The 26,364-nt window shown below is 30.5% G+C and carries 23 protein-coding genes; 18 read left to right on the top strand and 5 right to left on the bottom strand.

Translation table 11 applies throughout. The annotated features are described in order from the left end of the window. Positions 1 to 13: 13 nt before the first annotated feature. From purH to ATR_RS01860, 3 genes are all read right to left on the bottom strand, one after another. Positions 14 to 1,552, bottom strand: a complete 1,539-nt coding sequence (gene purH, locus ATR_RS01870) for a bifunctional phosphoribosylaminoimidazolecarboxamide formyltransferase/IMP cyclohydrolase (protein WP_115427804.1) — start codon at positions 1,550 to 1,552, stop codon at positions 14 to 16. Between the two features lie 70 nt (positions 1,553 to 1,622). Next, positions 1,623 to 3,836: a phosphoribosylformylglycinamidine synthase subunit PurL gene (gene purL, locus ATR_RS01865; protein ID WP_115427803.1), complete on the bottom strand. Its 2,214-nt coding sequence runs from the start codon at positions 3,834 to 3,836 to the stop codon at positions 1,623 to 1,625. A gap of 63 nt (positions 3,837 to 3,899) precedes the next feature. After that, on the bottom strand, positions 3,900 to 4,859 hold the full coding sequence (locus ATR_RS01860) for a L,D-transpeptidase family protein (RefSeq protein WP_228254241.1): 960 nt from the start codon (positions 4,857 to 4,859) through the stop codon (positions 3,900 to 3,902). A gap of 76 nt (positions 4,860 to 4,935) precedes the next feature. Between ATR_RS01860 and ATR_RS01855 the strand changes: the two genes are divergently transcribed. Next, positions 4,936 to 6,126 (top strand): peptidoglycan DD-metalloendopeptidase family protein, encoded by a 1,191-nt coding sequence (locus ATR_RS01855; RefSeq protein WP_115427801.1) that lies wholly within the window; start codon positions 4,936 to 4,938, stop codon positions 6,124 to 6,126. A gap of 34 nt (positions 6,127 to 6,160) precedes the next feature. On the opposite strand, the gene ATR_RS01850 is transcribed toward ATR_RS01855, so the two are convergent. Then, positions 6,161 to 7,744: a nitrite/sulfite reductase gene (locus ATR_RS01850; RefSeq protein ID WP_115427800.1), complete on the bottom strand. Its 1,584-nt coding sequence runs from the start codon at positions 7,742 to 7,744 to the stop codon at positions 6,161 to 6,163. Positions 7,745 to 7,940: 196 nt separating this feature from the next. Between ATR_RS01850 and ATR_RS01845 the strand changes: the two genes are divergently transcribed. The 5 genes from ATR_RS01845 (at position 7,941) to ATR_RS01825 (ending at position 12,779) form a co-directional block, all read left to right on the top strand. Next, complete coding sequence (locus tag ATR_RS01845) at positions 7,941 to 9,029, top strand: peptidase M42 (protein ID WP_115427799.1); 1,089 nt, start codon at positions 7,941 to 7,943, stop codon at positions 9,027 to 9,029. A gap of 20 nt (positions 9,030 to 9,049) precedes the next feature. Further along, the gene (locus ATR_RS01840; protein ID WP_115427798.1) at positions 9,050 to 9,277 is read left to right on the top strand and encodes a hypothetical protein; all 228 of its coding nucleotides are present in this window, start codon (positions 9,050 to 9,052) and stop codon (positions 9,275 to 9,277) included. Between the two features lie 81 nt (positions 9,278 to 9,358). Beyond that, a complete protein-coding gene (locus tag ATR_RS01835) occupies positions 9,359 to 11,458 on the top strand; it encodes a Tex-like N-terminal domain-containing protein (RefSeq protein WP_115427797.1) in 2,100 nt (699 codons plus the stop codon). 69 nt (positions 11,459 to 11,527) lie between these two features. Beyond that, positions 11,528 to 12,310: a threonine/serine exporter family protein gene (locus ATR_RS01830; RefSeq protein WP_115427796.1), complete on the top strand. Its 783-nt coding sequence runs from the start codon at positions 11,528 to 11,530 to the stop codon at positions 12,308 to 12,310. A gap of 1 nt (position 12,311) precedes the next feature. Beyond that, positions 12,312 to 12,779: a threonine/serine exporter family protein gene (locus ATR_RS01825; protein WP_115427795.1), complete on the top strand. Its 468-nt coding sequence runs from the start codon at positions 12,312 to 12,314 to the stop codon at positions 12,777 to 12,779. Here the strand turns inward: ATR_RS01825 and ATR_RS01820 are convergent. Continuing rightward, complete coding sequence (locus tag ATR_RS01820; protein WP_115427794.1) at positions 12,776 to 14,590, bottom strand: menaquinone biosynthesis decarboxylase; 1,815 nt, start codon at positions 14,588 to 14,590, stop codon at positions 12,776 to 12,778. The two genes, ATR_RS01825 and ATR_RS01820, sit on opposite strands and share 4 nt — an antisense overlap. Before the next feature lie 277 nt (positions 14,591 to 14,867). Between ATR_RS01820 and ATR_RS01815 the strand changes: the two genes are divergently transcribed. From ATR_RS01815 to nuoL, 12 genes are read left to right on the top strand one after another with little or no spacing between them, the layout of a single operon-like run. Further along, the gene (locus ATR_RS01815; protein ID WP_115427793.1) at positions 14,868 to 15,230 is read left to right on the top strand and encodes an NADH-quinone oxidoreductase subunit A; all 363 of its coding nucleotides are present in this window, start codon (positions 14,868 to 14,870) and stop codon (positions 15,228 to 15,230) included. Continuing rightward, the gene (locus tag ATR_RS01810) at positions 15,221 to 15,736 is read left to right on the top strand and encodes an NADH-quinone oxidoreductase subunit B (RefSeq protein WP_115427792.1); all 516 of its coding nucleotides are present in this window, start codon (positions 15,221 to 15,223) and stop codon (positions 15,734 to 15,736) included. Before ATR_RS01815 ends, ATR_RS01810 begins: the two co-directional genes overlap by 10 nt. Beyond that, a complete protein-coding gene (locus ATR_RS01805; protein ID WP_115427791.1) occupies positions 15,729 to 17,363 on the top strand; it encodes an NADH-quinone oxidoreductase subunit D in 1,635 nt (544 codons plus the stop codon). Before ATR_RS01810 ends, ATR_RS01805 begins: the two co-directional genes overlap by 8 nt. Continuing rightward, positions 17,363 to 17,848 carry an NADH-quinone oxidoreductase subunit NuoE family protein gene (locus ATR_RS01800; RefSeq protein WP_115427790.1) on the top strand — a complete coding sequence of 162 codons (486 nt, stop codon included), beginning with the start codon at positions 17,363 to 17,365 and terminating at the stop codon, positions 17,846 to 17,848. Before ATR_RS01805 ends, ATR_RS01800 begins: the two co-directional genes overlap by 1 nt. Continuing rightward, complete coding sequence (gene nuoF, locus ATR_RS01795) at positions 17,838 to 19,091, top strand: NADH-quinone oxidoreductase subunit NuoF (protein WP_115427789.1); 1,254 nt, start codon at positions 17,838 to 17,840, stop codon at positions 19,089 to 19,091. The genes ATR_RS01800 and nuoF overlap by 11 nt, the downstream gene beginning before the upstream one ends. Before the next feature lie 32 nt (positions 19,092 to 19,123). Next, positions 19,124 to 20,410 carry a citrate synthase gene (locus tag ATR_RS01790; RefSeq protein ID WP_115427788.1) on the top strand — a complete coding sequence of 429 codons (1,287 nt, stop codon included), beginning with the start codon at positions 19,124 to 19,126 and terminating at the stop codon, positions 20,408 to 20,410. 22 nt (positions 20,411 to 20,432) lie between these two features. Then, positions 20,433 to 21,869 carry a 2Fe-2S iron-sulfur cluster-binding protein gene (locus tag ATR_RS01785; protein WP_115427787.1) on the top strand — a complete coding sequence of 479 codons (1,437 nt, stop codon included), beginning with the start codon at positions 20,433 to 20,435 and terminating at the stop codon, positions 21,867 to 21,869. Beyond that, the gene (locus ATR_RS01780; protein ID WP_115427786.1) at positions 21,866 to 23,140 is read left to right on the top strand and encodes a complex I subunit 1/NuoH family protein; all 1,275 of its coding nucleotides are present in this window, start codon (positions 21,866 to 21,868) and stop codon (positions 23,138 to 23,140) included. Before ATR_RS01785 ends, ATR_RS01780 begins: the two co-directional genes overlap by 4 nt. A gap of 1 nt (position 23,141) precedes the next feature. After that, positions 23,142 to 23,642 (top strand): NuoI/complex I 23 kDa subunit family protein, encoded by a 501-nt coding sequence (locus tag ATR_RS01775; RefSeq protein ID WP_115427785.1) that lies wholly within the window; start codon positions 23,142 to 23,144, stop codon positions 23,640 to 23,642. After that, on the top strand, positions 23,642 to 24,163 hold the full coding sequence (locus ATR_RS01770) for an NADH-quinone oxidoreductase subunit J family protein (RefSeq protein WP_115427784.1): 522 nt from the start codon (positions 23,642 to 23,644) through the stop codon (positions 24,161 to 24,163). The genes ATR_RS01775 and ATR_RS01770 overlap by 1 nt, the downstream gene beginning before the upstream one ends. 3 nt (positions 24,164 to 24,166) lie before the next feature. Beyond that, positions 24,167 to 24,481, top strand: a complete 315-nt coding sequence (nuoK, locus tag ATR_RS01765; RefSeq protein ID WP_115427783.1) for an NADH-quinone oxidoreductase subunit NuoK — start codon at positions 24,167 to 24,169, stop codon at positions 24,479 to 24,481. Beyond that, a complete protein-coding gene (nuoL, locus tag ATR_RS01760; protein ID WP_115427782.1) occupies positions 24,478 to 26,364 on the top strand; it encodes an NADH-quinone oxidoreductase subunit L in 1,887 nt (628 codons plus the stop codon). Before nuoK ends, nuoL begins: the two co-directional genes overlap by 4 nt.

The raw sequence follows: 26,364 nt of genomic DNA, 5'->3' as shown, positions 1-26,364 counted from the left end.
TTTAATATAAATATTAGTGCAAGAAATGTCTAATTCCAGAGAAATATAGAGCCATCCCATATTCATTTGCAGCTTCAATAATCTCATCATCTCTTATACTTCCACCTGGTTCAATTACACATTTTACACCAGCTTTTTGTGCTTCATCTATACTATCTCTAAATGGAAAGAATGCTTCAGATGCTAATACAGCTCCAGTTACATCAATACCCATATCACTAGCTTTTCTAAGTGCTGCTTTACTTGCATCTACTCTACTTGTCATTCCCATTCCAACAGCTACCATTGCAGAGTTTTTAACATAAATTACACAATTTGATTTTGTTAAAGATGCAATTTTATAAGCAATTTCCATATCTTTTACTTCTTCTTTAGTAGCAGCTCTTTGTGACATAAGCTTAGAATTTATAACTTCATCATCTGCAACTTTATCAGCTTCTTGATATACAAATCCACCATCAACTCTTTTAAAATCAAAATTATCATTTGCTAGTTCTAAATAATCACTCCCTTGCGAAAATAGTTTAATTCTCTTTTTATTCTCAAAAACTTCAACAGCTTCAGATGTAAAATCAGCAGCAAAAACAACTTCAAGGAAAATTTCATTCATTTTTTCTGCTAGCTCTTTATCAACTATTCCATTAACTGCTACAACTCCACCAAAGGCACTTACAGGGTCACACTTTAAAGCTTCAATATATGACTCTAAAAGAGTATCTTTAATAGCAAATCCACATGGATTTCCATGTTTTACTATACAAATAGCTTTATCTTTTCCAAAACTAGCAGCTATTTTTGCTGCTCCACTTATATCCCCCATATTGTTGAAGCTAGGTTCACCTTTAATTACTTTAAATTTATTTGAAAATTGATTTTCAAACTCATATAAAGCACCTTTTTGGTGTGGATTTTCTCCATATCTTGTATCAAATACTTTTGAACCAACTATAAACTGTTTTTCACCAAAACCATTATTAAATCTTTTGTTCATATAGTTTGCAATCATTGAATCATAAGAGGCTGTATGCTCATAAGCTTTAATCATTAAATCTCTTCTAAATTCAACTGTATTTGTACCATTTTTAAGATTTTGTAAAACTAAATCATAATCAGCTACATCTGTTATAATAATTACACTATCAAAGTTTTTTGCAGCACTTCTAACCATTGCTGGTCCACCAATATCAATATTTTCTATAATCTCTTCAAAATTATCAGTTTTAAGAATTGTTGCTTTAAATGGATATAAATTTACACAAACCAAATCAATAGATTCTACTCCTAAATTTTTTGCTTCATCTAAATGTGATTGTTTATCTCTTCTATGTAATATTCCACCATGAATATATGGATTTAAAGTTTTTACTCTTCCTTCAAAGCACTCTGGAAACTTTGTAATCTCATTTGCTTCAATTACTGCAATTTTTTCATCTTTTAAAATCTTATATGTTCCACCAGTTGAAATAATCTCATATCCTAAATTTACAAGTTCCTTTGCAAAATTTACAACTCCACTTTTATCACTAACACTAATCAATGCTCTTTTTTTCATCTTTTTCCTTACTATAAATTTTTAAAAATAAAAAAAAGCCAAAGCTAGTTTGCTTTGGCTTTTGCAAGATTTATTGATCTTGCTCTATTACCTCTTTAAATCTATTAAAATAGATTTTATTTAAATCTTTTAACTCTTTATAAATATCATTTAAAATAAATTTATCTCCACCAGTTTTTCCAATACTTATACACTCAATATTATATTTAGAAGCTAATGCTAAAAACTCTTCACAATCTTTTGGCTCAACTTCAACAATAGCTCTACTTAAACTTTCACTAAAAACATCTCTATCTTCGTTTAATGAGATATTTGCTTCCACTCCAATATTTGCTACTGTCGCCATTTTTGCTAATGATATAGCAACTCCACCAAGATTTATATCTTTTGCAGATTTTAAAACTCTTTTTTTGTTTGCTTCAATAACCAAATTCCATAGAGCCAACTCTTTTTCAAAGTTTACCTCAGGATGTGTTCCAGCAACTTTTCCATATAGCTTTTTAAGATATAAACTTCCTCCAAACTCAGATTTTGTTTCTCCTAAAAGAAATAATATATTTCCACTATTTTGGATTTTTGAAGAAAGTACATTTTTAGCATCTTCATTTATTCCAACCATTGCAATTGATGGTGTAGGAAATACACTAACTCCATTTGTTTCATTATAAAGTGATACATTTCCACCAATAACAGGAGTATTTAAAGCTTTACAAGCACTTTTTATACCTTCACAACTCTCTTTAAATTGCCACATAACCTCAGGATTTTGTGGGTTTCCAAAATTTAAACAATCAGTTATTGCTTTTGGAACAGCTCCACTCATAGCAACATTTCTACCACTCTCCATAACTGCAGCTGCTGCTCCTAATTGTGGGTTTATATAACAAAATCTAGTATTACAATCTGCACTCATACTTAAAGCTTTTCCAGTCTCTTTTACTCTTATAGTTGAACAATCCAAACTTCCAGGACCTTTTATAGTATTTGTTTGAACCATTGAGTCAAATTGAGTATATATCCAAGATTTATCTACAACTTCCATATCAGAAAACAACTCATCAAAAGCTATTTGATTTGAGATTTGTTTATCTAATGTTACATCTTTTATTGTTTTTAAATACTCTGGTTCCTTTATTGGTCTATCTAATACTGGTGCTTCTTCGCTTACAGGTTGAACAGGAACTTCTGCCACTTTTTCACCATGCCAGAATAGTTCCATATTTCCACTACTTGTAACCTCTCCAATAACAGCAACATCTAGCTCCCATTTTTGGAAAATATCAATTATTTGTTGTTCACAACCTTTTTTTGCACAAATTAACATTCTCTCTTGAGACTCACTTAACATAAAATCATAAGGAGTCATCCCCTCTTCTCTTGCTGGAACTCTATCAAGATGCATAACCATTCCACTTCCACTTCTTCCTGCCATCTCAAATGAACTTGAAGTAAGTCCAGCAGCACCCATATCTTGAATACCAACAATTAAATCTGCTTTAAATAGTTCTAAACAAGCTTCAAGAAGTAATTTTTCTGTAAAGGGATCTCCTACTTGAACCGTTGGTCTTTTACTCTCACTATCTTCTGTAAAAGATGCACTTGACATAACTGCACCTCCAAGTCCATCTCGACCTGTTTTACTTCCAACATAAATAACTGGATTTCCAATTCCTTCAGCACGACCATAAAAAATCTCATCAGCCTTTGCTAATCCTAAAGTAAATGCATTTATAAGATTATTACCAGCATAACACTCTTCAAAACTAGTCTCTCCACCAATAGTAGGAACTCCCATACAGTTTCCATATCCTCCAATTCCAGCAACAACGCCTTTTAAAAGGTATCTATGTTTTTTCGCAGTTTCACTATTACCTTCAATCGAAGCAAATCTAATAGAGTTCATACTAGCAATTGGTCTTGCACCCATTGTAAATACATCCCTCATAATTCCACCAACACCAGTTGCTGCACCTTGGTAAGGTTCTATAAAGCTTGGATGATTATGAGACTCCATTTTAAATACAGCTGCATAACCATCTCCAATATCAATAACACCAGCATTTTCACCAGGACCTTGAATAACCCAAGGAGCTTTTGTAGGAAAACCACTTAAATATTTTTTACTTGATTTATAAGAGCAGTGTTCGCTCCACATAGCAGAGAAGATACCAATTTCTACATAGTTTGGTTCTCTTTGTAAGATTTTCTTAATATGTTCGTACTCTTCTTTTGTTAAAGAGTGAGCTAAAGCTATCTCTTCATTTGTAAGATCTTTTTTTTGCATTTTATCGCCTTAAAATTTTCATAATTTTAGGGCGATTGTATCTAAAAAGAGTTAAAAAAGGTTTTAATCTTCTGCAAGAATTAAAACTTTATTATTTGCTACTTCAATAAAAAGCTCTTTTTTCCCAACAAATTTTACAGATGGACTTATATACTCTTCATCCATAACAGCTCTATACATTTTCTTTCCTAAAGAGTTTGGGTATGGACTTATATCCATATTATAAAGATTTATTATTTTATTCTCATTTTTAGCAAATACTTGCTTTTTTTGATTTGAAAAAGTATTAAAATCGCTTCTATCTGATCTTTTAAAATCTTTAGAGTAGTAAGATAGATACTCATTTAAATTTGATACTTTCCAAGCCTCTTTCCATTTGTAAATTGAGCTTAAAATAAGAGCTATATCATCTTTTTTTGCTTTTTTAAACTCATCATGGCTAGTTATCAATACTGTTTTTTTATAATCAATGTTTTTCTCTAAACTTTTTAAACTATCATTATTTATGGCTAAACAGCCTTGTGTAAACTTCTCTCTATCTCCATTTAAAGGCATCCCATGTATCCAAATACCATGTCCTTTTTTGTTTAAACTTTGATCAAAATTATTTGGATATGAAGTTACAAGTGCTAGAGGTCCATAAAATTGGTCAAGTCCTGTTCTTTTTTGTGTTAAATCATAAGAGCCTTCAGGAGTCTTTTTATCTCCTTCTAAAAACTTATCCCCAGTATTTTCTCCAATAATCATATTATCTTTTGAGATTTTTTTAAAGTCATCTCCATTTTTTGCAAATAAACTCATCTCTTTGTTATTCTTTTGTGCAACAATAACATACTCTTTTGTTTCATAAAAACCATAATCTACATTTTTATTTTCGAGGTATTTTTTCCATGAATTGACATCTCTTAAACTCTTTTCGAGCTCTTTTTCTACTGCATTTATCCCTTGAGTTCTATATAACTCTAAAAAATCTTTAGAAAAAAGATTTACAGATAAAAAGACTAAAACAATAAACTTTAACAATTTATACTCCATTTTCTTTTTTAAGTTTTGGGATTGTATAATAGTTGTCCTAATTTTTTAATAAAAAGGGATTATTTTGAAAAAAATTATTTTACTTATTTGCATTTTATCTAATATATTATTTTCAGCTCAAATTGAAGAACTTTCTTGGCAAAAAGGAGAAAGCTTTTTAACATTTTTAGAAAAAAATAAAATCCCACTAAAATTATATTATGACTTAGATAAAGAAGATCAAGAGCTTTGCAGCGAAATTCAATCTGGAAATAGATTTTTCTCTTACACAGAAGATGATGGAAGTTTAACTCAAGCTTTAATTCCTGTATCGCTCGATATTCAAATACATATATATAAAGATAGCTCAGATAGTTACAAATTTCAAACCCTACCTATTAACTACAATGAAACCTCTGAACTAATTGCAATTCCTATTACTGAATCTATATCAAATGATATCTTAAAAGCGACAGGAGATGTTACAATAGCAGCTCTTTTGAACTCTCTTTTTAGCAACTCAAGTGCCGATTTCAAAAAGATGAAAAAAGGTGATTTTATAGCTATAGAGTATAATCAAAAAACTTATATGGGAAAACTTCACGGTATGCCTGAAATAAATGCTGCTATGATTCAAATAAATGGGAAACCATTTTATAGATTTAGAAATAATAAAGATGATAAATATTATGATGAAAATGGTGTTGGTTTTACAAAAACTTATCTTTTTCAGATACCTTTAACATATACTAGAATTTCAAGCCCATTCACAAATAAAAGATACCATCCTGTTTTAAAAAGGTATAGAGCTCATTTAGGTACAGATTTTGCCGCTCCTACAGGGAGAAATATCTATGCAGCAGCTGATGGAAAAATTGAGTTTGTAGGAACTCAAAGTGGTTATGGAAAAACTATTATAATAAATCACCAAAATGGATACAAAACCCTATATGCACATCAAAATGGATTTGCCAAAGGTTTAAGGCAGGGGCAAATGATAAAGAAAGGGACTCACATTGGATATGTTGGTTCAACTGGGCTTAGTTCAGGACCACATTTACACTTAGGAATGTATAAAAATAATGTAGCAATAGATGCTATGTCTGTTTTACAAAAACCAAAATTTGAAGGTCTTGATCCAAAAGAAAAACCTATATTTTTAGCAAACACAAAAGCTACTATCTCTAAATTTAATAAAGAGATAGAAAATGACAATAGAACAGCTCCAACAAGATTAGATAGAATTTCAGATAAAAGTATAATTAATCTATTTTAAAAAGAAGAGTTAAAAAAACTCTCCTTAATATAATTTATTCACTATCTTCAACAACTCCAACTGGCTCTAAATTTGCCAAATAATCTTTAAATCTTGTCTGCCCTAAACTATCTGTTCTATAATCATTTATAAGTTTTTCAATATAATCAATAACACCTGTAGATGGAACTTTTACTCCAATCTTTCTAGCAATTCGACTTTTGCTTGTACCTTCTAAATTCCCACCCATAAGAACATCATAGCCTTCAACTCTTTCACCTTCATGCCTAATCATAGCTCCAACAAATCCAATATCAGCAATTTGTGGATGAGAGCAAGTATTTCCACAACCTGAAATAGCAATAGTTACATCCTCTTTAAAATCTGGGAATCTATTTTCAAGCTCAACAACAACTCTTTTTGCAAACTCTTTTGTTTCAGTTATTCCAAATTTACAAAACTCTTTTCCAGTACATGATTGTAATCTTGCCCTAAAAGGGTTTGGAGAAGAGGGATAACCTAAATCTTCAAACTCATCTGTTAAGTTTTGAACTACCTCATCCTTTACATCATATACTATAAAGTTTTGAGTTCCCGTAAGTGCTACTCCACCTGCACCATACTTTTTACAAATTTCATAAAACTTTACAAAATCCTCTCCAGCAACTCTTCCTGAATTTGTTGCAAATCCTACATAAGAAAAGCCTGCTTGTTTTTGCTTATTTATCCCAAAATGGTTTCTATTTTCAAAAGAGGCAACAACAGGAGCAATAAATCCATCTTGAAGCTTATATCCAATGGCTTGTTCTATTGTCTCTACAAATTTTTCAATTCCCCAATCATTTAACAAATGTCTAACTCTTGCTTTATTTCTGTTATCTCTATTTCCATGATCTCTAAAAATCTCAGCACAAGCAACTGCAACATCTAAAACTTGGTTTGGTTTTAAATACTTATTTGCTCTTGTTGCTATCTGTTTTGATTTTGATAATCCACCACCAATAGTTAAATCAAATAGTACTTCACCATTTTTATCTTTAAAAGCAGTAAAAGCTACATCTTGAATTTCATGTGCAGCACAGTGGCATTTGCAACCACTAATTCCTATTTTATACTTTCTTGGAAAATTACAAAATCTATCATCATTTTTATCAAAATAACTATCAACCTCTTTTAAAAGTTTCTCTACATCATAAATTTCACCCTCATCAATTCCACTAACAGGGCATGTCATAATAGGTCTAGGTCCATCACCTGATGCCATTCTTGAAGTTAGATTGACACTATTTAATAGATCAAAAATAGCTGGAATATCTTTTATTTCAATATAATGAAACTGTACATTTTGTCTTGTTGTAAAATCAACTAAACCTTGAGCATATTTTTGTCCAATTTCTCCCATAACTCTTAACTGTTCTAAATTCATTCTTGCGTCAACTAACTTTACTCTTTGCATAAAATATTTTTTATCTTCAAGATTATCTTTATTTATGTGAGGATACATTCCATACCATTTTAAAAGTCCAATATACTCATCTTTCAAAGGAATTCCTTCTAATGCTTCTTTATATATATCATCTATTACTCTAAGCGGATTTCTTGAAGCTTTCAAAAGTTCAAGTTCTGATAATTGTGCCATACTATTCCTTATTATAGTTGTAATTTTTCAGAAGTATAACTATTGTAAGTTTAAATATGGATTAAAATAATCCTGATTAAAACACTATAGTATTTTGCAGCCAAATTTAAGCAATTTTTTAGATAAATATTAAAAAAATAGTTTATAATTTCACACAAGAATAAACCTTTATTCTATAAATTTTTAGGAGAATAGTTTGAGTGCTTCATTTTCAAATGAGCCAAAAGATTTTACTCTATTTTTAGATTTACTAAAACAGCTTATTCGTGTTCCTTCTGTTACAGGAGCTGAACACTCTTTTTTACTCTACTTAAAAAGAGAGCTTGATGAAATTGGCATAAAAACAGAGCATTATGACGGTCTTTTAGTTGCTAGTGGTAAAGAGCCACAAAATGGTATTTTAAGCGCACATATAGATAGACATGGAGTTATTTGTACAGGTCCAAATGAGTTTCAGTTTGCTGCATTTTTAGCAAAAAATCGCTCTGATTTAAGAGGAAATTCTCTTTCAGAACAGACTTTTCAACAAATCTCACAAAGATATATAAATCAAAATGTTCATGCTTATGAACCTTTTAGTGGAAGCTATTTAGGAATTGGGAAAATAACAGATGCTTTTTTGAAAGAGGAGATAAATAATCTAATTTTTAAAATAGAGGGTTTAAATCACTTACTTCCTAGTACTCCAATTGCCTTTGTTGATAAATTAAAACAAAATGGCAACTTAATATCTGCACAACTTGACAATGTTTTAAGTGCCGCAATTATTTTATATCTTTATCAACATGGATTTGCTGGAACTGCCTTTTTTACAGCTCAAGAAGAAGCTGGAAAGAGTTGGAGATTTATTCACGAGTGGTTCAAAAAAAATAAAATATCTACAAATAGATTGATTGTTCTTGATACAAGCCCTTATGAAAATAGAGAAGAAGCTGATAAACAGCTTGTTGTTCTAAGAAATAAAGATGTAAATGCAAAATTTAAATCACCACTTTTAAAGGAGTTAAAACTATTTTGTAAGAAAAATAAAATATCATTCTCTTGCAAAGATAAATTTATAATTGAAAAAAATAGATTGAGAGAAAAAGATGCTCTAAAACCTCTTAGCATTGGAAGTACAGAGCTAGGAAGAATTATTATGGAATCAAATGGAGAGATACAAGGTTCAACCTTGCAAATTCCAACAACTGGTTATCATACAGTTGATGAGACAGCTTCTATTGAATCTATTAAAGCAATTATATTTATTTTAAGTAGTTTTTATATAAAAACTACAAACAATTAAATTAAACAAAGAAGGAAAAAATGAGTTTAGCTATTATTTATGAATTAAGAGCTGCTGATGTGAAAGAAGAGCATATTGAGCAAATTATGGATAAAATAAAAAATAGATTAAGTGAAGAAAATATTGACAAAGAGTTAGTAAAATTGGGATATCCAAAAATTTTTACTGTTGATTATGATGATTATGACAACTTTGATTATGATGATAGTTTTACACCAAATAGTAAATCAAATTTTGAAGAAGAGTAAGCAAAGAAATCTTAAATTTTAAGTTTATAAGCTAATAGCTTATAAACTTTGCTACAATTGTTATAAAAAGAAGAAAGAGCTATGAATTTAATAGAAATTTTACACAATAAAACTAATTTACAAAAAAATATTATTGAAAATATTATAAAACTTTTAGATGAGGGTTGCACTATTCCATTTATTGCAAGATATAGAAAAGAGTTTACAAATAGTGCAACAGATGAGCAACTTAGAGATTTTGAAGAAATTTTTGAGTATTCAAAAAAGCTTCTACATAGAAAAGATGAGATTAAAAGTATTTTAAAAGAGAGAAGTTTTTTAGATGAAAAAATAAAAAAAAGCTTAGATGAAGCTACAACACTTCAAGCTTTAGAAGATATTTATTCACCTTTTAAAGAGAAAAAATCTTCAAGAACTACTACTGCCTTAGAAAATGGTCTTGAACCTTTAGCAAATATTATCCAAAGTATGAGATATACTAAAGAGGAGTGTGAACAAAAAGCAAAATCTTTTTTAAATGAAAATGTTAAAACAGTAAATGAAGCAATAAATGGGGCAAAAGATATAATTGCACAAAGATATGCAGATGATTTCAAATCAAAAGAAGTTTTAAGAAACTTAATCCAAAATTGGGGTATTTTAGAAATAACTCCTACAAAAGAGTTTGATAAAAATGGTCTTTATTCAAATTTTGCAAATACAAGTGAAAAAATAAAATTTATAAAATCTCATAGAGTTTTAGCGATTTTACGAGCAGTAAATGAGAAACAACTCTCTATAAAAGTTGAGATAGATGAGAATTATATTTTAGAAAACATCAAAAAATACAAAATTCCTACAAATGCTTCAAGTTCAAAAGAGTTAGTTTTTGATAGTTTTAAAGATGGTTTAAAAAGATTATTACTTCCTACTTTAAAAAGGGAAGCTATTTCTAACTTAAAAGAGAGAGCTAGTGTTAATGCCATAGAACTTTTTGGAAAAAACTTAAAAGAGCTACTTCTAACTGCTCCACTTATAAATCAGGTAATTTTAGGAATAGATCCTGGATTTAAAACTGGTTGTAAATTAGCTGTCATAGATAAAAATGGACTTTTTTTAGATAGTTCAGTTATCTATCCAACAAAACCTAAAGAGGATTTTGTAAACTCTTCTAAAACTCTTTTAGATCTAATCAAGAAATATAAGATTACAGCTATTGCTATTGGAAATGGTACAGCTTCAAGAGAGAGTGCAATTTTTATAGAAAAGCTTTTAAAAGAGCATAATTTAGATATAAAATATGCAATTGTTAGCGAAATTGGAGCTAGTGTTTACTCAGCATCACAAATAGCAATAAATGAGTATCCAAATCTTGATGTAACCATAAGAGGAGCTATTTCAATAGCTCAAAGGTTAAGAGACCCTATGGCTGCTTTAGTTAAAATCGATCCAAAATCACTTGGAATTGGTCAATACCAACATGATGTAAATCAAAAAGAGCTAGAAAAGAAGCTGGAAAACATTACAATAGATTTAGTAAACAAAGTTGGAGTTGATTTAAACTCTGCCTCATACAAACTCTTATCTTTTATCTCTGGAGTTAGTGAAAAATTAGCCCAAAACATAGTTGAATATAGGGGGAAAATCAAAAAGTTTAATTCAAAAGAGCAGCTTCTACAAGTAAAAGGTTTGGGAGAAAAAGCATTTATTCAAAGTGTTGGATTTTTAAGGATTAAAGATGGAAACTCTATTTTAGATAATACTGCAATTCACCCTGAGGATTATATTCTAACAAGTAAACTTCAACAAAACTATAAAATTGAAGATATAAAAGATTTTGAAAAAGTAGCAAATGAGCTAAAGGTAAGCAGTTTAAAAATAAAAGATATAGTAAATGAGCTTACAAAAGTTGGTTATGATGTAAGAATGGATTTTAATCAAGTAAAGTTTGCAAATGATATTTTAGATATAAATGATTTAAAAGAGGGATTTATTTTAAGTGGGATTGTAAGAAATATCACAGATTTTGGGGCATTTGTAGATATTGGATTAAAAAATGATGCCCTTCTTCATATCTCAGAAATAAGCCATAAAAGAGTTTCACATCCTAGTGAGTTTTTAAGTATAAATCAAAATTTAGAAAACTTAAAAGTTATAAACATTGATTTAGATAGACAAAGAGTAGCAATTAGCTTAAAATAACTACTTTGTCTTCTCTTAAATATAAGAAATTTTAGTATAATTTCATAAATTGAGGAAAAAAGAAAGAAAATGCACAAACTATCTTATGAAGAGCAATCAATTATCACAAGAGGAATTATAAAAGCTGCCGTTTTAATGAGTGAATATGGAGCTGAAAGTATTTTAATAGAGCAAACTGCTCAACGACTAGGAAATGTTTTAGGTGTTTCTAGTGTCGAAATATCACTTATTCCTTCTGCAATAGTTTTAACAACTCTTAAAAATGGTCAATCTATTACAACTACAAGAAGAGTTCACCACAAGCCAATAAATATGAGTATCGTTTGCCAAATCCAAAATATAGTTTTAAAAATGGAAAAAAAAGAGTCTCAAGTAAACTACGATATCTCATATTTATATACAATTTTAAAACAGATTGAACCAAACTATTACAATCGTTGGTTGGTTGTTTTTATGGTTGGTTTAGCTTGTAGCTCTTTTGCTTATTTACAAGGCGGAGATATGATTGCCGTATTAGTCACTTTTTGTGCTTCTACTGTTGCTATGTTTACTAGACAAGAGTTAGCAAAAAAAAGATTTATTATGATTATAGCTTTTGGAATAACCGCCTTTGTTGCAACATTTATTGCAGGAATATCAAAACTTTATGGTCTTAGCTCCACTCCAAATATAGCCCTTGCCGCTAGTGTTTTACTTCTTGCCCCTGGTTTTGCTTTTGTAAATTCATTTTTAGACTCATTTAAGGGCTATATGATGATGGGTTGGGGTCGATGGATGGATGGTATCATTTTAACACTAGCTACATCAGTTGGTATTATTTTTGCCATTACAATTTTGGGAATAAAGGCTTAAGATGGAACTTTTATTAAAATTATTTGTTGAAGCAATATTTGCTAGTCTTGCTTCCCTTGGATTTGCTATGGTTTTTAATGTTCCAAAACATACGTTAAAATATTGTGCATTCGGAGGAGCCATAGTTTATGATTTGAGAACAATATTTTTAACTTTAGATTTTGGAATAGAAATATCAACTTTTTTGGCTAGTGCAATTATTGGAATAGTAGCTCTTTATTGGTCAAGAAAGTATAAAATTCCAAGACCTGTCTATACCGTAGCTTCTATAATTCCTGTTTTACCTGGGACTTATGCATTTAGTGCAATGGTTACTTTAATAGATATAAACCGATATGGCGCAAAACCAGAACTTATAGAGCTTTTTATTCACGATGGATTAAAATCTTTCTCTATACTTTTTGCTATTACTTTTGGGCTTGTACTGCCATCTTTATATTTTTTAAGATTAAATAGACCAGTTATTTAGTATAACTGGTGTTTTTTTATAAACTCTTCATCTATATCTATAATTTTTCTCTCTATTAAACTATCAATTACACTTTTAGTACAATTTACATCTCCTGGCCATCTTCTAGAAAAGCCATCTAGTGTACTTTTGTTTGTACCATCAAGACAAATAGTGTTTTCAGAAATATATAAATCTCTTGTAGAGTCAAAGTTGTTTGTAACTCTCCAAATTAGCATATAAGGATTTTCTAAATCATTTGCTCTGTTGTCTACAATGATTAAAATTTTTATATGAGAAAATAGTGGTTTTAGCTCTTCAAAAAGCTCTTTTTGGCTTCTTGTTTTATCCACACTTATTACACAAATTGGATTTTTTGTATCTATATAGTACTGTTTTAAGCCTTTTATCTCTTTACTTATCTCTTGCATCTTTTCTAAGAGTTCACTATCACTTAAAAGTGTAATTCCAAGCTCTTTTATCTCTTCTCCTGTACAATCAACTCCCAGTTTTCCACCACTTGCAAACTTTGGAGCAGTATGGTCAAGATGATCAACTGCTCCTTTAGTTGCAAGTAAATCTTCCACATTTACTCTATTTAAAATATATTTTGTAATCTCATCATGATTTGTAAGAGCTGGTGCATCACTATTTACAAATATCGCATGTTTTACAAAACTCATCTGCCCTACTCCCCAAAATGCATGCATCATTTGTTGAGCATGGGCTGGATAAAAACTATCTATTTTTGCCAAAATAAGATTATGATAAACACCATTTTCTGGCATATAATAATCTATTAATGAAGGAGCTGTTGTTCTTAAAAGTGGCAAAAATATCCTCTCTGTTGCATATCCCATATATTTATCTTCTAAAGGTGGTTTTCCAACAACAGTTGCTAAAAATACTGGCTCTTTTTTACTTGTTATTGCACTAACTTCCATAAAAGGAAACTCCTCTTCAAGAGTGTAATAACCAGTATGATCTCCAAAAGGACCTTCAATCTTAAGTTTACTAGGATCTACAAAGCCTTCTATTATATAATCATTATCTTCTGGAACCCAAATATCATTTGTAATAGATTTAACCAATTTTGCAGGACTATTTTTAACAAATCCATAAAGCATAAGTTCAAAAATTCCAATAGGAAGGGGAGCTTGTCCACACCAAATATACATAGGATCTCCACCAATTCCTATACTTACAGGCATCTTTTTACCAGCTTGTTTATACTCATGAAAAAAGTGATTTGAGTCTTTATGAATTTGCCAATGCATTCCAAGAGTATTATCATCATAAACTTGCAATCTATACATTCCCAAATTTTTAAGTTCTCCATTTAAACTTTGAGTATAAACTTGTCCCATTGTAATAAAAGGTCCACCATCCTCTTCCCAAGTTGTAATTACTGGCAGGTCACTAAGTTTTGCATCACTACCTAGCTTTACAACTTCTTGGCAAACACCTTTTTTATTTAATTTTTTTGGAATTGTATTTTTAAGTGAGAATAATTTTCCTAAAGTTGATAGTTTTTCACTGAAACTAACTGGTGGCTTCATTTTAAGTAAACTCTCTATTTCGGCTCCAATAATATCTCCATCTCCAATAAATAGCTTAACTGCTTTTTCATTACAAAAAACATTCATTAAAACTGGCTCTTTAAATTTTTTACCATTTTTTCTATCAACTACATTTGTAAATAAAATAGCCTTTGAATTTGGCTCTTTAACCTCAATATATGCAACATGTGGAATTTCAAGATTTATATCAAGCTCATCATCAATAATTTTTAAAAGATTGTGTTTTTTCAAAAGCTCTATCGCTCTTTTCATTATTTTTCCTTAAGGTTTAATAAGATTTTACTCTATCATTATCTTCTTTAATATCTCTTGATGTTTCTTTTTGTAGCAAATAAAATTTTAGCTTTATTTCAAACAAGCCTTATAAAAGGCTTGTTCCATCAATAGTTAATTTGTCAAGATTAGAAAGTATTACATTTATTCACACTTATTTTTTTAATTAGCTATAAAAGTGCAATAAAATTGTTTAGTTTAAAAAATTTGTGTACAATCAACTTCTGATTATATTTTATAAAAGATAGGAAAAAAGATGTCTGCTGAATTAATCTTAGCATCTGCTATATTTATTGCCATTGGCGTAATTCTTGCAGTTGTTTTTATGCTTACCAAATTTATTGGTCCTCAAAACAAAGACTCTGTTATGAAAAACAATGTCTATGAAAGTGGGGTTACAAATCCTGTTGGAACAACAAACAATAGATTTTCTGTAAAATTCTATTTGGTTGCTATCTCATTTTTACTTTTTGATGTGGAAGTGATTTTTATGTTTCCTTGGGCTGTAAATGTTGTTGATCTGGGAGTTGCTGGACTATTTAAGATGTTTATCTTTATGGGACTGTTATTTATTGGATTAATTTATATCTATAAGAAAAAGGCTTTATCATGGGATTAGGAGTTGAATCAAGTTTAGGAGATAGCATTCTTACTACAAAGTTAGATGCAGCTATTAACTGGGGAAGGTCATACTCTCTTTGGCCTATGGCATTTGGAACTGCTTGTTGTGGTATTGAGTTTATGGCTGTTGCCGCTTCTAGATATGATGTTTCAAGATTTGGAGCTGAAGTTGTACGATTTTCTCCAAGACAAGCAGATTTATTGATAGTTGCTGGAACTATCTCATATAAACAAGCTCCAATTTTAAAAAAGATTTATGAGCAGATGTGTGAACCAAAATGGGTTATCTCTATGGGAGCATGTGCCTCTAGTGGTGGATTTTATGACAACTATGCAACTGTTCAAGGAATTGATGAAATTATTCCAGTTGATGAGTATGTTGCTGGTTGCCCACCAAGACCAGAAGCTGTTCTTGATGCAATTATGAGAATTCAAGAGAAAGCAAAAAATGAGTCAATTATTAAAGATAGAGTTAAAGAGTATAAAGGATTTTTAGATGCTTAAATGTGATTTATTAGTTGATTCAAAAGATTTAAGAGCTACTCTTTTAAAATTGAAAAAAGATGAAGATTTTACAATTCTTTTAGATATGACTGCAGTTGATTATTTAAAATTTCCAGATTCAACACCTAGTAGATTTGCTGTTGTTTATGTTTTAAGAAGCTCTGATTTCAAAAAAGAGACTACTGTAAAAGCCTTCGTAAATGATGAAACTTTAAGTATTGATTCAGTTTATGATCTTTTTCCATCTGCAAATTGGGCAGAAAGAGAAGCATATGATCAATATGGAGTATTATTTACAAATCATCCTAACTTAAAAAGAGTTTTAAATCATCAACAGTTTGAAGGGCACCCTTTGAGAAAAGATTATAAAATCACTAAAGGGCAAATTTGTACAGAGACTGATGATTTAATGGATGAGATGATGCCTTTACTTAAATCAAAAAACTATTCTGATGATGAAATAGCAGATTTAATGCTTTTAAATGTTGGTCCATCTCACCCTGCAAGTCATGGAACTATAAGAAACTTTGTAGCACTTGAAGGTGAGACAATAGCTGCTTGTGTTACTGAAATTGGATATTTACATAGAGGTTTTGAAAAAGCCTGTGAACATCACACTTACTCTCAAGTAATCCCATATACTGATAGATTAAATTATTGTAGTGCTATTTTAAACAACATAGGTTGGGCAAAAGCTATTGAAGATATGATGAAAATTGAGATAACTCCTAGAGCCAAAATGATAAGAGTAGTAATTGGTGAGTTAAGCCGTATAATTGACCACTTTGTTTGTAATGCAGCAAATATGGTTGATTTAGGTGGACTTACAAGCCTTTGGTATCTATTTGGAGCAAGAGATCAAGCTTATGATCTATTATCAAAACTTACAGGAGCTAGACTTACAAATACATATACAAGAATTGGTGGTTTGGAGTTTGATTTATACGATGGTTTTGACAAAGATTTAGAAGAAGTCCTAAAAACATCTGAAAAAGCAATCTCAGATGTACTATCATTGATAGCTCATAATAAGCTTTTCCATGATAGAACACAAGACATTGGAGTTATAAAATCTGATTTTGCACTTGCTAATGGTATTTCTGGACCAAACTTAAGAGCAACAGGAGTTGCTCATGATTTAAGAAAAGATAAACCATACTACGGATATGAAAACTTTGATTTTGATCTAGTTATTGGAAGTCATGGAGATGTTTATGACAGAATGATGTGTAGATTTGAAGAGTCTATTCAATCTATAAAAATAATAAGACAAGCTATGAAAAATATGCCAGATGGTGCAATAAATGTATATGCACCAAATGCAGTGCTTCCTTTGAAAAAAGATGTTTATGGAAATATTGAAGGATTAATGAACCAATTTAAACTTACTTTTGAAGGAATTTTAGTTCCTAAAGGTGAGTATTACAGCTCAACTGAAGCTACGAATGGTGAATTAGGATTTTTTATTGTAAGTGATGGAAGTGGAAGACCTTATAAAGTAAAATGTAGACCACCTTGTTTTTACTCACTTGCTGCTTATTCAAAAATAGTTGAAGGAACAATGTTAGCTGATGCCGTTGTTACAATGGCTAGTTTGAATTTTATTGCTGGGGAGTTTGATAGATAATGAGTAGTTTTAAATATACACCAGAAAATGAAGCAAAATTTCAAGAGTATGCTTCAAGATATCCAAAAATCGACTCTTGTATGCTACCAGCTTTATGGTTAGTACAAGAACAAGAAGGTTGGGTAAGTCCAGAAGCTATGGTTTATGTAGCTAGTAAAGTAGAAAAAAGCCCAATGCAAGTATATGAGGTTGCAACCTTTTATACAATGTTTAATTTAAAACCAAAAGGTAAGTATCATATTGAACTATGTAAAACAGTTTCATGTATGCTAATGGGTGCAAGAGAGCTTAAAGCTTATATAAAAGAGAGCTTAGGATTAGAACCTGGTCAAACAAGTGCTGATGGACTTTTTACTTTTAGTGAAGTTGAGTGTCAAGGTGCTTGTGGAGGCGCTCCAATGATTGCACTAAATAATGTTTATCATGAAAAACTTACAAAAGAGAAGCTAGAGAAAATAATTTGGGAGTGTAAAAATGATAACTAAAATAGTAAGTAAAAATTTTGATATTCCAAATTCTCATAAACTTGAAGTTGCTCTTGCAAATGGTAGATACTCTTCTATAGATAAACTTTTTACTATGAAACCTGAAGAGGTTACTGCTGAAGTTACAAAATCAGGGCTTAGAGGAAAAGGTGGTGGTGGAGCCGCTTGTGGTCCTAAATGGGAACTTATGCCACCAGTTGATGAAAGACCTAGATATTTAATAGTAAATGGTGATGAGAGTGAACCTGGAACTTTTAAAGATAGACAGATTTTTCAATATGACCCACATCTTTTAATAGAAGGTATTATTTGTACTTGTTGGGCAATCCAAGCAAATCATGCTTATATTTATATAAGAGGAGAGTATAAGTTTTTTATAGATAGATTAAATGAAGCTATACAAGAAGCTTATAAAGCAAAAATCATTGGTGATAAAATTATGGATAAGTATGATTTCAAAGTTGATATTACTGTTCATAGAGGTGGAGGAGCCTATATTTGTGGAGAAAAATCTGCACTTATAGAGTCAATAGAAGGGAAAAGAGGACATCCTAGATTAAAACCACATGGAAAAGAGTGTGAATGGTTTTATGGAGATCCAGCAACTGTAAACAATGTTGAAACTATCTCATCTGTACCAAATATTGTAGAAAATGGCTCTGAAGGTTATACAAAATATGGAACAGAAAAATCACCAGGAACTATGCTTTTTGCTATTTCAGGACCTGTTAAAAACCCAGGAGTTTATGAACTTCAATATGGTAACAAAATGATTGACTTCTTAAATGAAGTTGGTGGTGGAATGCTTGATGGTAAAAAGTTAAAAGCTATCATTCCAGGTGGAACTTCATGTCCAATACTAACAGCTGATGAAGTAGAAAAAGCAGTATTAGATTATGAGTCAATGTGGGATATAGGTTCAACTTTAGGTACAGGAGGTATGATTGTAATTGATGATAGTGCATGTATGGTTGAAGTTGCAAAAAATATTATTGAATTTTATCATCATGAATCGTGTGGTCAATGTACACCTTGTAGAGAAGGTTGTGGTTGGATTGATAAAATTATAAGAGATATTATAGAGGGTTGTGGCTCTTCAAATGATTTACAAACAATACTTGATGTTTGCGAAACTATGAATGGAAAAACAGTTTGTGTTTTCGCACCTGCTGTTAAAGACATTATTGCAAGTATTGTAAAGAAATTTAGAAGTGAATTTGACGCTTATATCAAAAAAGTATAGATTAATTTTAAAATTAAAATAAGGAGAACAAAATGGCAAAGAATACGATGACTTTTACTGACAATAGAAATGGTAAATCTTATGAGTACAATATTGTAGATGGTACAAGAGGACCAAGTGTTGTAGATATTTCTACTTTTTATAAAGATTCAGGAATGTTTACATTTGACCCTGGATATACTTCAACTGCTGCTTGTGAATCAAAAATTACATTTATTGATGGCGAAAACTCGGAGCTTAAATATAGAGGTTATGATATAGCTGATTTAGCTGGTAAACACTCATTTTTAGATGTATCTTTCTTACTTATGAACGGAAGACTTCCAACTAAAGATGAATCAAAAAATCTTGATTTAGAAATAAGACATAGATCTTTTGTTGATGAAGGAATTATTAGACTATTTGATGCTCTACCTGATAAAGCTCATCCAATGGCAACAATGGCAGCTTCAACTATGGCACTATCTGCATTTTATAAGGATCATTTACATTTAGAAGATGAAGATGAGTATAGAACAATGCAAAATAGAATTATGGCTAAAATGCCTACAATTGCAGCTATGGCATATAGAAACTCAATTGGAACACCTATGATATATCCAGATATTAATAGATACTTCACAGAAAACTTCTTATATATGTTAAGAGCATATCCAGGTGGAAAAATGAAGTATTTAGGAAATGGTAAAAATCAAGAGATTACTCAAATTGAAGTTGATGCACTTGATGCTATTTTAACTCTTCATGCAGATCATGAACAAAATGCTTCTACAACAACAGTTAGAAATGTTGGTTCGACTGAAGCTCACCCTTATGTAGCAATTGCTTCAGGAATTTCAGCACTTTGGGGAGCGGCTCACGGTGGAGCAAATGAGAAAGTTATGGATCAATTAAGAATGATTGGTGATGTTAAAAATGTACCAAGCTTTATTGCAAAAGCTAAAGATAAAAATGATCCATTTAGACTTATGGGATTTGGCCATAGAGTTTATAAAAATAGAGATCCAAGAGCTGATACTTTAAGAGATTTACAAGGTCAATTAAGAGAAAAATTAAACCTTGATTCAAAATTAATTGATATTGCAACTGCTGTTGAAGAAGCTGCTCTAAAAGATGATTACTTTAAAGAAAGAGGACTATATCCAAATATTGACTTCTATTCAGGAGTTATCTTAACAGCACTTAAAATTCCAGTAGAGATGTTTACACCTATTTTTGTTATTGGAAGAACACCAGGATGGATTGCTCAATGGGCAGAGTTCAAAAGAGATCCAAAACATAAAATTGCTAGACCAAGACAATTATATACAGGTAAATAAAATAATAAGGGGATATGAATTTATGGCTGATCAAGTTAGTATAACAATTAATGGAGTTCAATTTCAAGCTACTAAAGGTAGCTTGTTAATTGATAAATTATTGGATGAGAAAATCCATATCCCTCACTTTTGTTATCATCAAGCGTTGGGAAAAGATGGAAATTGTAGAATGTGTATGGTTGAGATTGAAGGTCAGAAAAGACCTCAAATCGCATGTGATACACCAATTAAAGATGGTATGATTATAAGAACAAAAGGTGAAAAAATAGAAAATGTTCGAAAAGATATTTTAGAACTAGAACTTATAAATCACCCTATAGATTGTCCTACATGTGATCAAGCTGGTGAGTGTAAACTACAAGATTACTATATGGAATCAGGTTTTTATGCTTCAAGAGTAAATATTGATAACAAAAATAATGCAAGAAAAAGAGTTGATTTAGGTTCAAATGTTATGCTAGATCAAGAGAGATGCGTACTTTGTCTTAGATGTGTAAGATTTTGTAAAGATATTACAAAAACTGCAGAGCTAGGTGTAATTGATAGAACAGACCACTCAGTAATTGGAACATTCCCAGGACGACCATTAGACAATCCATATGCTATGAATGTTGTTGATTTATGTCCTGTTGGAGCATTAACAAGTAAAGAGTTTAGATTTAAGCAAAGAGTTTGGTTTTTACAAAGTTTTGAAGCTATTTGTAATGGTTGTTCAAAAGGGTGTAATATAAATGTAGATCATAGAAAAGAGAAATATAAAGACGATATTATATATAGATTTAGACCTAGAACAAATAGAGCAGTAAATGGTTGGTTTATGTGTGATTATGGAAGATTGTCTTATGAAAATGATGCAAAAAATAGATTTACAACAGCCCTAATTGATAAAAACGAGACAAATATTTCAAATGCTATTATTAATATCTTTAAAGAGCTTTCAAGTGAAGATACTAAACTAATACTTTTAAGTCCTAATCTATCATATGAAGAGATGATAAATGTAAAAGCTCTAGCAAATAAATTAAATATAAAACTAAGTGGTTATTCGCCAAATAGTTATGATGAAGCATTTGCTGATGATTGGTTAAAAAAAGCTGATAGAACTGCTAATAGAGCATCTTTTAAAGAGCTTGAAATAGATGAGTCTAAAGAGTTTTTTGAAAAGGCTTTAAATGATGCAAAAACTGTTTTTGTTTTAGAAAATAGCTATTTTGAAGATAAGTTAAATTTACTTGAAAATAAAAAACTTATCTCTTTATTCTCTCACCATTGTTTAAGTGTAGGAAATTCGCACATTGCCCTTCCTGTTGCCTCATTTTATGAAAAAAGTGGTTCATACATAAACTGTGATGGAATAAGACAAAAAGTTGTATCAAAATTGGATAAAGATATTCCAATGCCTACAATTACAACAATTATAGAAAACATAAAATCTATGATTGAAAAAGGAACTATATGAGTACTACAATTATAATTATTGTAAATATTGCCTTATCAGTGGTTCTTGCCGTTGGGCTAACACCACTTTGGGTTTGGTGGGAGAGAAGAATTGCTGGATTTATTCAAGATAGAAGTGGTCCAAATAGATGTAGCATTGGAGTTATAAGACTAGGTGGTCTTGTTCAAGCAGTTGCTGATATGCTAAAACTTATCTTTAAAGAAGATTTTACACCTTCTCATATAAAACATAAGTTTTTCTTTACAATTGCTCCTGCTATTGTTTTTTTATGCTCTTTTTTAACTTTTGCTGTTATTCCATATGCTGATGTTTTAGTAATTGATGGAAAAGCGCATACAATGCAAGCCATTCCAAATCACCTTGGAATTATGTGGTTTTTGGCATTTGCTGGACTTAGTGTATATGGAATTATTTTGGGTGGTTACTCATCACAAAGTAAATATGGTCTTTTAGGTTCAATTAGAGCATCTGCTCAAGTAATATCATATGAAGCTGCTATGGGATTATCTATTATCTCTATGATTATCTCTTATGGTTCTATTCACTTAACAGATATTGTAAATGCTCAAACAGGAACTTATCTTGGAGTTATCCCTATGTGGGGAATATTTATTCAACCTCTTGCTGCTATTATTTTTATAGTTTGTTCATTTGCTGAGACAAACAGAGCACCTTTTGATTTAGCAGAAGGAGAAAGTGAAATAGTTGCAGGGTATCATACAGAGTATAGTGCTATGAAATTTGGACTATTTCAAGTTGGTGAATATGCAGCTATGAGTGCATCAAGTGCTTTAATAGTTACTCTGTTTTTTGGTGGATATCAAATTCCTTGGATGGATACAGCATCTATTCAATCAAATATAAATTATGTTATTTTGGCAATAATTATTTTACTTCCAATTAAAATATTTATATTTACAAAATGGATGAAGAAAAACAATAAAAGAGTTGGGAATGATACAAGTAGAGAGAAAGAGACAAAGATTTTAACTATTGCTTTTTGGACAATCTGTATTGCGATAGTTGGGCTTTTAGTATCATTTTTAGTAACTGGTTTAGGAACAAATGGAGTAAATATTGCAACAGCAGTTATTCAAATTGGAGCCTTTATGGTTAAATTCTTTATGATGGCTTTTGTATATATGTGGGTTAGATGGACTGTTTTAAGAATTAGATATGACCAACTACAAATGCTAGGATGGAAAGTTTTAATTCCACTAGCTTTATTAAATATTGTAATAACAGCAACTATTGTTGTATTAGGAAGTTAAGATGGCAATAAAAATAGTACCAAGATATGGAAATTCATTTAAAGATAAATTATATATCCCAGCAATTGCTGGAGGTATGAAGACAACTTTTAAACACTTTTTTAAAAACTTAAAAGATGTTGAGGGTTTACCTACTTTACAATATCCAGAAGTTCAACCAACGGATATAACTGAAAGGTATAGAGGTGTTCATAGATTAACAAAACATGATGATGGAACAGAAAAATGTGTTGCTTGTTTTATGTGTGCAACTGCATGTCCAGCTGAATGTATCTTTATTGAAGCCGAAGAGAGATTTGATGGTGTTGATGAAAAAAGACCAAAAGAGTTTAAAATAGACCTTCTTGAGTGTGTATTTTGTGGATACTGTGTAGAAGCTTGTCCATGTGATGCAATACGAATGGATACAGGAATTTTCTCATTTACAGCAGGGACTAGAGAAGAGTTTGTATTAGATAAAAAAGCTCTTATGAAAAATGAGAGATCAAAGGATTTTGAATAATGGCTGATATACTATTTATTGCTTTAGCATTTTTTGCAATTACTGGTGCTATTGCTATGTTGGTTTACAGAAGTCCAATGTTTAGCGCATTGGGGCTTTTAATTACCATGCTAAGTGTTGCTGGAATGTTTGCACTTTTAAATGCAACTTTGTTATTTATGGTTCAAATTATCGTTTATGCTGGTGCTATTATGGCTTTAATTCTATTTATTTTGATGTTCTTAAATATCAAAGAAGAAGATTTACCAAAAGAGCCAAAAAAGTTTATGCTTATTGGTTTTGGTGCTATTTTAATGATACCTCTAAATATATTGGTTCTAAAAGCAGTTTCAAATCTTCCAAATAAAGATTTGACTCCTATAGAGAGTGATTTTGGAACTATAAAACCTGTTGGATTGATACTTTATAATGAGTGGATTATTGCATTTGAGTTAATCTCAATTTTACTTCTAATTGCACTTGTAGGCTCTGTTGTTCTTGCAAAAAGAAGAAAAACTAAAATAACTTCAAAGGAGGATTAAAAGATGATAACACTTAGTTCTTATGCCTTTGTATCTATGATTTTATTCTCAATAGGTGCTATTGGAGTAATTGCAAGAAGAAATATATTTGTAATTTATATGTCTCTTGAGCTTATGCTAAATGGAGTAAATCTATTTTTAGTAACATTTGCAAGATACCATTTTAATATTGAACCACAAATTATCTCTATTATGGTTATCTCTATTGCTGCAGCTGAAGCTGCTATATTTTTGTCAATAGTAATATTGCTATTTAGATCTAAAAAATCTTTAGATACAGATCTATTTACATCTCTATCACAAGGAGAAAAAAGATGAGTACAAATCTTTTAATTTGGATAATTTTATCTCCTTTGTTAGGAGCTATTTTAAATGGTGGTTTATATTTCTATAATATTAAAAAACAAAAAATTTCACAAAACTATTTTGCAATAATTGGAACATTAACTCCTTTAATTGCTTTTTTAATCACTCTTAGCCTATTTTTAAGAATGCTTGAAGAGAAAATTATTTTTAAACAACACCTATTTACATGGTTAAATGTAGAAAACTTAAATGTTGATATGGCATTTTTAGGGGATAATCTATCTATTTTTATGTCAATGTTTGTTACATTTGTTGGATGGTTAATTCATATCTATGCTGTTGGATATATGAAAGGTGATGAGGGATTTGGTAAATTCTTTGCCTATTTTAATCTTTTTTTAGCATCAATGCTTATTCTAGTTCTTGCAGATAATCCAGTAATTTTATTTATAGGATGGGAAGGAGTTGGAGTTTGTTCATATCTTTTAATTAAATTCTATTATGGAAGTAAAGAAAATGTTGAAGCTGCAAATAAAGCATTTATAGTAAACAGAGTTGGAGATTTTGGATTTTTACTAGGAGTTGCTACACTATTTTTTGCTTTAGGTCAAGTTGATCTCTCTTTTTCATCTATTGAGGCAAATTTAGGAAATACTACAAATGGTTGGTTACTTTTAGCTGGGTTTTTACTATTTGTAGGAGCTATGGGGAAATCTGCTCAAATTCCTCTTTATACATGGCTTCCAGATGCAATGGCAGGACCAACACCAATTTCAGCACTAATTCACGCAGCAACAATGGTAACTGCTGGGGTTTATATGGTTGCAAGATTTCACTTCTTATATAGTGGAATAGAAGAAATAGGAACATTTATAGCGTATATTGGAGCATTTTCAGCTCTTCTTGCAGCGATTATTGCTACAAGACAAACTGATATTAAAAAAATCCTTGCATACTCAACTATGAGCCAATTAGGATATATGTTTATAGCAGTTGGACTTGGGTTTTACTCAAGTGGACTTTTCCATGTTTTCACTCATGCATTCTTTAAAGCTATGCTATTCATGGGAGCTGGTGGAGTTATAATTGCTCTTCATCATGAACAAAATATATTTAATATTGCTAAACATAGAGCAATTTTACCAATAATTTCTGCAACATTTTTAGTAGGGGTTATTGCAATTTCAGGAATTCCACCATTTTCAGGATTTTTCTCTAAAGATGCAATTTTAGCAGCTGCATTCCAAGAGGAACACTATGTGATTTATGCAATAGCACTATTTACTGCATTTTTAACTGCATTTTATATGTTTAGACTATATTTTATAGTTTTTGTTACTCCAAATGGACATGATAAAGAGTATGTTTATACAAGTAGAACTATTACTTTTCCACTTTTAGTTTTAGCTATTGGAGCTATTGGAGCTGGATTCTTAAATCTTCCTTCTATATTTGGAGGAAGTCATATGGTTGATAGTTGGTTAGGAAGCTTAAACTCAAAAACAATCACTCTGTCTCATAGCACTGAGTATATTTTAATGGCACTATCTGTTATTGTAGCAGCTTTAGGAATATTCATTGCATACAAAAAATATGCAAATTATGATTTAGAAAAACCTGAGCTTGAGGTTGGTTTTGTTGGAAGAAAACTTTATGTTGATGAACTTTATGATTTTGTTTTTGTAAGAAGTTCAAAAGCGATATCTTGTTTTATTGATAAAGTTTTAGATGCAAAAATTATTGATGCATTTATTATGAAGTGTTCAGTTGGATTTGTGGCTATTGGAAGAAAAGTAGCATTAATACAAAATGCAAATGTACGATTCTATGCAGTATTTATGCTTGCTGGAATGAGTTGTATATTTGTATATCTATATTTAAAATTAGGGTTATAA

It is taken from the genome of Aliarcobacter trophiarum LMG 25534 (genome assembly GCF_003355515.1).
GTDB lineage: Bacteria > Campylobacterota > Campylobacteria > Campylobacterales > Arcobacteraceae > Aliarcobacter > Aliarcobacter trophiarum.
The sequence above is the reverse complement of the archived record's forward strand: the minus strand, read 5'-3'. Positions and strand labels throughout refer to the sequence as shown.